Genomic DNA, 7,250 nt, shown 5'->3' with positions numbered 1-7,250 from the left:
AAAAAATAGTATAAATTTCTACTTTCCGAAGTACTGAGAGAAAACAATAGCCTATGAACTAGAAAAATTTATTTTAAAAAATAAGGTAGAAAATGTTAAGTTGCTTGTAAATGATTTCATAAAAAACCATCCAAAATACAGTAAACATAGAAGAGAAATGTATCACATAGCATGTCAGATGATAGAAAACAAAAAAAGATAAACAAAAAAATTTCCTTTATATGATTACTCCTTTTTTTATCACGGTTTCTACAAGGTTAACGCCAAAATGATATGGTATAAAACTATGGTTTGGGCAATCTAAGATTATTATATCTGCTTGTTTTCCTTTTTCTAGGCTACCTATTTTGTCATTCATTTTTATTGCACATGCTGCGTTGAACGTAGATGCTGTTATTGCCTCTGCTGGCGTCATTTTCATGTTAAAACAAGCAAACTGTATGATAAGCTGCATGTTTTCTGTCCAACAATTAGGGTTAAGATCAGTTGCTAGAGCAACTGGTACACCTAATTCTATAATTTTTCTTGCATCAACATATTTTTGCATCATAAGAGAAAACGGTGTGCCTGGTAGGAGAACACCTATGACCCCTTTTTTTGCCATCTCTCTAAGGCCTTTTTCAGATGATTTTAGCAAATGGTCTGCACTGATAGCCCCAATGTTTGCTGCTAGAGATGCACCACTTGTGTCAACGATTTCATCAGCATGTATCTTTGGTATGAGGCCATGTTTTTTGCCTGCTGTTAGAATTTTTTTTGATTGCTCTGTTGTGAAAACACCTTTTTCGCAGAACACATCACAGAATTTTGCTAAACCCTTTGTTTTTGGTAACATATCCTCTATTACAACGTTTACGTAGTCACCTGGTTTTTGGTCCTTGGGGATAGCATGTGCACCCATAAAAGTAGAAACGATATCGATTTTGTGTTTTTCGTTTAATTTCTTTTGAACTTTAAGTATTTTGAGCTCATTTTTTGTATCTAATCCATATCCGCTTTTTGCTTCGCATGTTGTCGTACCATATGATAGCATTGTGTCTAAGCGTTTTTTGCTTTGTTCAAAAAGTTTTTCTTCAGAGGCTTTTTTTGTCTCTTTTACAGTGTAAAAGATTCCCCCACCTTTTTTGAGGATATCCATATATGAGATTCCTCTAAGTTTCATTTCTAGTTCGAATTCACGTGACCCTGCGAAAACAACGTGTGTATGTGGGTCAACAAAACTAGGCATCACAACTTTGTTTGATGCATCGATTGTTTTTTCTGCGTTGTACATAAGGTTTTTACCAACGTCTACGATTTTGCCGTCTCTAATTGCTATAGAACCACCTTTTATTATTGACAGGTTGTTCATCTGTTTTTTTACCCTCGGTTTGTTATGCCCATGTAGGGTGATTAGTTCATTGGCATTTTTTATTAGAATATCCACGTTTACCATGTTTTTGCCCAAATAGTTAAAAGAAGAACTTAGATTAAGTTTTACGGTATGTTTATGGAAAAAATCGTTGAATGTGTCCCAAACTTTAGTGAGGGTAGAGATAAAGCTGTTATAGAAGCTATCGCAGCGTCTATAAAAAGTGTTGAAGGAGTTAGATTACTTGATGTTGATTCCGGGGTGGATTTCAACAGAACCGTTTATACATTTGTCGGTGAACCAGAGCCTGTTCTTGAGGCAGCTTGTAGATGCGCAAGGGTTGGTGTAGCACTTATTGACATGAGGAAACACAGGGGCGAACATGCTAGGATGGGTGCACTAGATGTTATGCCTTTTATCCCAATCAAGGGCGTAACAATGGAGGATTGCATCCAGCTTTCAAAGAGGTTTGGGGAATGGATGGCAAAAGAACTAGGTGTACCAGTGTTTTTGTATGCAAACTCAGCGACAAGACCTGACCGGGTTAGACTACCAGATATAAGAAAGGGAGAGTACGAGGCTCTTGAAAAAAAGTTCAAAGACCCATCTTTTAAACCTGATTATGGTGAACCTGTTTTTGTACCAAAGAGTGGGGCTACAGCAACTGGTGCAAGAGAGTTTCTTATAGCATATAACATAAACCTTAACACAAACGATAAATCAATAGCATCAGAGATCTCAGGGAAAATTAGGACTAGTGGATATGTTAAAAAAGATGAAAAAGGCAACCCAGTAATTGGTGCTGATGGACAACCAGTGAAGATCCCTGGGAGGTTCAAAGGTGTTCAGGCTGGTGGTATGATGTACAACGAGAACATCGCACAGGTTTCTATGAACCTGCTAAACTACAGAGAAGTAAACCTTCATGATGTCTTTGAGGCTGTTAAGGAAGAAGCCGAGAAACTAGGGGTAAAAGTAACTGGAAGCGAAATCGTTGGTGTCGTCCCAAAAGAGGCTTTGGTTCTTGCTGGAAAGTTTTATGCTAAAAAAGAGAAACTAGTTATTAAAAACGATGACGAGCTTGTTTCTCTAGCGATTGATAAACTTGGTCTCTCTCAGCTTTATCAGTTTAAACCTGAGGAGAAAGTGATTGAGTATATGATTGAGGAAACAGGTCCACTTGCTTCTATGAGTGTAAAAAGTTTTCTTTCTGAGCTTGCATCTAGCAGCCCTGCTCCAGGTGGTGGTAGCGTTGCTGCACTCTGTGGTGCACTAGGTGCTGCTTTAAGTTCAATGGTTTGTAATCTAACTATTGGTAAAGAAAAATATGAGAGCGTGCAGTATGAAATTAAGAAGGTTTTGAGAGAGAGCGATCAGTTGAGAAAACATCTAATCAAGCTTATAGACAAGGATACGGAATCGTTCAACGAGGTTATGAAGGCGTTGAAAATGCCAAAAGAGACTGATGAGCAGAAAGAGAAGAGGAAAGAGGCTTTGCAGAAAGCATATAAGAATGCTGCTATGATTCCTTTTGAAACAGCAAAAAATTGTGAAAAATTACTTGATTTGGCTATGGTTGTTGCCGAGAAGGGCAATCAGAATTCGATTACCGATGCTGCTATTTCTGCTTATATGGCTAATGTTGGTGTGCAGTCAGCTGTTTTGAATGTTAAAATTAACTTTGGTTCAATTAAAGATGGGTATTTTGTGGAAAAAATGCGTAAAGAACTAGATAAAATAGAAAAAAATAGTAATAGCAAAACTGATAAGATAGTAAAAATAGTTGCTGGAAAGATGTAGCTTATGAAATCTGATATTGAAATTGCTAGATCAGTAAAACTTCAGAATATTTTCGATATAGCTAGTAAAGCTGGTTTTAAGGATAATGAAGTTATTCCTTTTGGTGATTACAAGGCGAAGATTTCACTTAGTGCTTTGAACAGGGTTAAAAACAACAAAAATGGTAAACTGATTTTGGTTACAACCATTAACCCTACTCCTGAGGGGGAGGGTAAAACCACTGTTACTATTGGTTTAGCACAAGCCTTGTCTAAGCTTGGTAAAAAAACCTTGCTTGCTATTCGTGAGCCTTCTCTTGGTCCTATTATGGGTACTAAGGGTGGTGCCACTGGTGGTGGTTACTCCCAGGTTCTACCCATGGAGGATATCAATCTTCATTTCACTGGTGATATGCATGCTATAACAAGTGCGCATAATCTTCTCGCTAGTCTTCTTGATAACCATATTTTTTATGGTGATGCTTTTCATATTGATCCAAGATATATTGTTTGGCCTCGTGTTCTGGATATAAGTGACCGTTCATTGAGGAAAATAGTGATTGGTCTTGGTGGTCCTCAGGATGGTGTTCCTCATGAGGTAGAGTTTGCCATTACCCCTGCGTCTGAGATAATGGCTATCCTGTGTTTATCAAAGGATTTGGATGATCTTAAAGAGCGGCTTAGTAGAATTATAGTAGCATATACGTACAACAACGAGCCTGTTACTGCTAGGGATTTGAAGGCTGTTGGTGCTATGGCTATGCTTTTAAAAGATGCAATCAAACCTAATCTAGTACAAACAATCGAGGGTGTGCCAGCGTTGATACATGGTGGTCCTTTTGCGAATATAGCACATGGTACAAATAGTCTTATCGCTACTTGGATGGGTTTGAAATTAGCTGATTATTTTGTTACAGAGGCTGGTTTTGGTTCTGAGCTTGGTGCAGAAAAATTCTTTGACATAGTATGTAGGGTTGGTGGTTTAAGACCAGATGCTGTTGTGATGGTTGTTAGCATAAAAGCATTAAAACGGCATGGAAAAGGAAACGATAGAGCCGCTGTTCGAAGAGGGTTGTCTAATCTTGAGAAGCATCTTGAGAACATATCATGTTTTGGTGTACCTGTTATTGTTGCTATAAACCATTACACTGGTGATAAAAAAGAGGAGATAGAGATCGTTGAAAGGTTTTGTTCAGAGAAAAACATTTCATCTGCTTTGATTGATGTATGGCGTCATGGTGGTGAGGGGGGTATTGAGCTTGCTGGTAAACTTGTTAGTCTTATTCATAACACGCCATCTAGGTTCAGGTTTTTGTATGATGTTAAAATGCCTGTGAAAGAAAAAATTGAGACTATTGCTGAGAAGATGTATGGTGCTGATAGGGTTGTTTATACTGTTACTGCTGAGCAGGATATCAGGCTTTGTCAGAAACTAGATTTGGATAAGTTGCCTATTTGTATAGCTAAAACACAGTATTCCTTGTCAGATGATCCATCTTTGCTGGGGAGACCAAAGGGTTTTAAGATAACTGTTAGGGAAATCAAGTTTTCAGCTGGTGCGGGTTTCTTGGTTCCTATGACCGGTAAGATTACTACTATGCCTGGTTTACCTATGAAGCCTAGTTCTGAGAAAATAGATATTGATAGCGAGGGTAATATAACTGGTTTATGATAGAGTACATTTATATAACGATATTATGTAAAAATAAGGATACATTGATATATAATATATTGTATCCTTTTTTTGGGGTAGGCCTATGAGTATTGATGATCTTAAATCTCACATAGATGATATATTAGATGTTCTCAGTGAGGATTCAGAGAAAGGTGTTAGCCGTGAGGAGCTTGAGAGGGAGTTTAAAAAGTTTTTAGAGTATGGTGTTCCTGTTGAGCAGGCTAAACAGACTTTGATCAAAAAGTTTGGTGGTGCTGGTGCTGTTTCTGCTTCTGCTGAGCGTAAGTTACTTGTTGATGTTAAACCTAATGAGTCTAATGTTAATTTGTTATGTCGTGTTATAACAATTAACCCGAAGGAGATAACTGTTAAGGGTGAAAAGCGTAATATTTTTTATGGTATACTAGGTGATGAGAGTGGTACTGCTCCGTTTACTGCTTGGAAGGATTTTGAGATAGCTAAGGGTGATGTTATAGAGGTTTCTAATGCTTATTCACGTGAATGGCGTGATAGCGTGCAGATCAACTTTGGGGATCGTGTGAAAATCAAGAAGACTGAGGAGGATAGGCTTCAGGATGTTTCCTATGAGCCAAAAGAAGTTAAGGTTAGGGATCTCAAAGCAGGCCTTGGTGCTGTGGATATCACTGCGCGTATCATTGATATTAATGAGCGTGAGACTGTTGTTGATGGTAAAACCAAAAAGGTTTTTTCTGGTACTATTGGTGATGAAACTGGTAAAGCCCAGTTTACGTCATGGCATGATTTTAATTTAAAAGAGGGTGATGTGGTTAGGATCACTGGTGGTTACATAAAATCTTGGAAGGGTATCCCTCAGCTTAGTTTTGATGACAAAGCGGTTGTCAAGAAACTCGATGGTAGTAAGATTTCTAGGGATGAAATAAAAACAAGTAAAATACCTCTTCATCTTTTGGTTGAGAAGCGTGGTGCTTTGGATGTTGAGATTGAGGGTACTGTTATTGAGATCCATGATGGTAGTGGTATTATAACTCGTTGCCCTGAGTGTAACAGGAGTGTGGTGGATAAAGAGTGCAAGACCCATGGTAAACTATCAAAGGTTAAAACTGATCTTAGAGTGAAACTGGTTGTTGATGATGGTTCTGGTTCTGTTAACTGCATAATTGGTAAGGACGTTGCTGAAAGGATCTTGGGTAAAACACTGGATGAATGCAAGAGGATGGTTGAGAAAACAAAGGATGACAAGGTCTTGGTTGATTTGATTAATAAAACTTTTTTTGCTCGTAGACTTAGGGTTGATGGTAATGCTTTGGGTGACAGTTTTGGTACAACTGTTATAGCTAAGAACGCTGAGCTGGTTGATGTTGATATAAAAGAAGAGGCTGAGCGTTTGTCTCATAGTTTGGAGGAGTTACGATGAGGCGTGAGACTGCTTGGAGGGTTTTTGCTGGTGAATACAATGACTCGAATTTTGAGGTGAAAGGTACGGGGGAGAAAACACCATCCTATGTTATTACTCCTCTTGGTGCTAAGGTTAACAGGTTGTTTATTGTTGGTGTGCTCACTGATGTTGAGAATATCTCTGAGAGTGGTGAGCTAGTTAGGGCTCATATATCTGACCCGACTGGTGTTTATACTCTGTATTCTGGTCAGTATCAGCAGGATGCAACTGATGTTCTTCTTGCTATTGAGGTGCCTGCTTTTGTGGCTGTTCTTGGTAAGGCTAGGACGTATAAACCTGAGGAAGGAGTCCTATATGTTTCTGTTCGCCCTGAGAAAATAATGGAGGTTAACGCTGAGGCTCGTGACCAGTGGATTCTTGAGACATGTGAGTCTACTAAGGAGCGGATAGAGGCTGTGCTTGAGGCTATGAAGATGAGTCCGGCGAATGCTTATGATCTTAGGAAGCTTGGTTATAGTAGGGATCTCTCTGATGGTGTGGTTGCTGCTCTGAAAAACTATAGTAAGGTTGATATCGAAAAATATATTACGCTGATCCAAGAGTCTTTGCAGTATCTTAGACCACGCAGAGAAGAACTGGCTTCTTTTGAGATTGAAGGTAAAGAGGGAGAAAAACCGACAAAAACCAAGAAAACAAAAGATGATATGAAGAAGAAAGAGACTGAGACCGTTGAGGTTGATTTTGAGGAGATAGAAAACAAGGTTTTAGGGGTTATAAAAGAGATAGAGGGAGAAGATGGTGCCTCTTGGGATGCTATTGCTAAAAGATGTGAGAAATCTGGTATTAATAGAGACTCTGTTGAAGAGGCGCTCAACTCGCTTATGGAGAAGGGTTTGATTTATGAGCCTGTTCTTGGTATTATTAAGACGACATAACAGGATTCATAACAGGATTGGTAAACCCCCTGTTTGTTTTTTTAATTGTTTTTTAGGGCTTCATCCCGAAATAAATAATTAAAGAAAAAAACATTCATTTTTTCCTATTAGATGGGATGTGCCAAGAAAAGGA

Annotated in this window: 5 protein-coding genes; 4 read left to right on the top strand and 1 reads right to left on the bottom strand. The window is 38.5% G+C overall.

Going from position 1 to position 7,250, the window contains the following annotated elements; genetic code table 11:
- Window positions 1-217: 217 nt before the first annotated feature.
- Window positions 218-1,435, bottom strand: coding sequence for an imidazolonepropionase (hutI, locus tag QHH19_06055; GenBank protein ID MDH7517889.1), 1,218 nt, complete (start codon window positions 1,433-1,435; stop codon window positions 218-220).
- 48 nt (window positions 1,436-1,483) lie between these two features.
- On the opposite strand from hutI, the gene ftcD reads away from it, so the two are divergent.
- The 4 genes from ftcD (at window position 1,484) to QHH19_06035 (ending at window position 7,117) form a co-directional block, all read left to right on the top strand.
- Window positions 1,484-3,151: a glutamate formimidoyltransferase gene (gene ftcD / locus QHH19_06050; protein ID MDH7517888.1), complete on the top strand. Its 1,668-nt coding sequence runs from the start codon at window positions 1,484-1,486 to the stop codon at window positions 3,149-3,151.
- A 3-nt stretch (window positions 3,152-3,154) separates the two neighbouring features.
- Window positions 3,155-4,801, top strand: a complete 1,647-nt coding sequence (locus tag QHH19_06045; GenBank protein ID MDH7517887.1) for a formate--tetrahydrofolate ligase — start codon at window positions 3,155-3,157, stop codon at window positions 4,799-4,801.
- Between the two features lie 85 nt (window positions 4,802-4,886).
- Window positions 4,887-6,200, top strand: coding sequence for an OB-fold nucleic acid binding domain-containing protein (locus QHH19_06040; protein MDH7517886.1), 1,314 nt, complete (start codon window positions 4,887-4,889; stop codon window positions 6,198-6,200).
- The gene (locus tag QHH19_06035) at window positions 6,197-7,117 is read left to right on the top strand and encodes a hypothetical protein (GenBank protein ID MDH7517885.1); all 921 of its coding nucleotides are present in this window, start codon (window positions 6,197-6,199) and stop codon (window positions 7,115-7,117) included. The genes QHH19_06040 and QHH19_06035 overlap by 4 nt, the downstream gene beginning before the upstream one ends.
- The last annotated feature ends 133 nt before the right edge of the window (window positions 7,118-7,250 follow it).

The organism is Candidatus Thermoplasmatota archaeon, assembly GCA_029907305.1.
In the GTDB taxonomy this organism is placed as follows: Archaea; Thermoplasmatota; E2; order DHVEG-1; family DHVEG-1; genus JARYMC01.
This window is presented reverse-complemented; position numbering and strand designations above follow the sequence as displayed.

Excerpts from the sequence above, each read along its gene's own strand:
- hutI (MDH7517889.1), bottom strand. The coding sequence starts at position 1,435 with ATGGTAAACGTGGATATTCTAATAAAAAATGCCAATGAACTAATCACC.
- ftcD (MDH7517888.1), top strand. The coding sequence starts at position 1,484 with ATGTTTATGGAAAAAATCGTTGAATGTGTCCCAAACTTTAGTGAGGGT.
- QHH19_06045 (MDH7517887.1), top strand. The coding sequence starts at position 3,155 with ATGAAATCTGATATTGAAATTGCTAGATCAGTAAAACTTCAGAATATT.
- QHH19_06040 (MDH7517886.1), top strand. The coding sequence starts at position 4,887 with ATGAGTATTGATGATCTTAAATCTCACATAGATGATATATTAGATGTT.
- QHH19_06035 (MDH7517885.1), top strand. The coding sequence starts at position 6,197 with ATGAGGCGTGAGACTGCTTGGAGGGTTTTTGCTGGTGAATACAATGAC.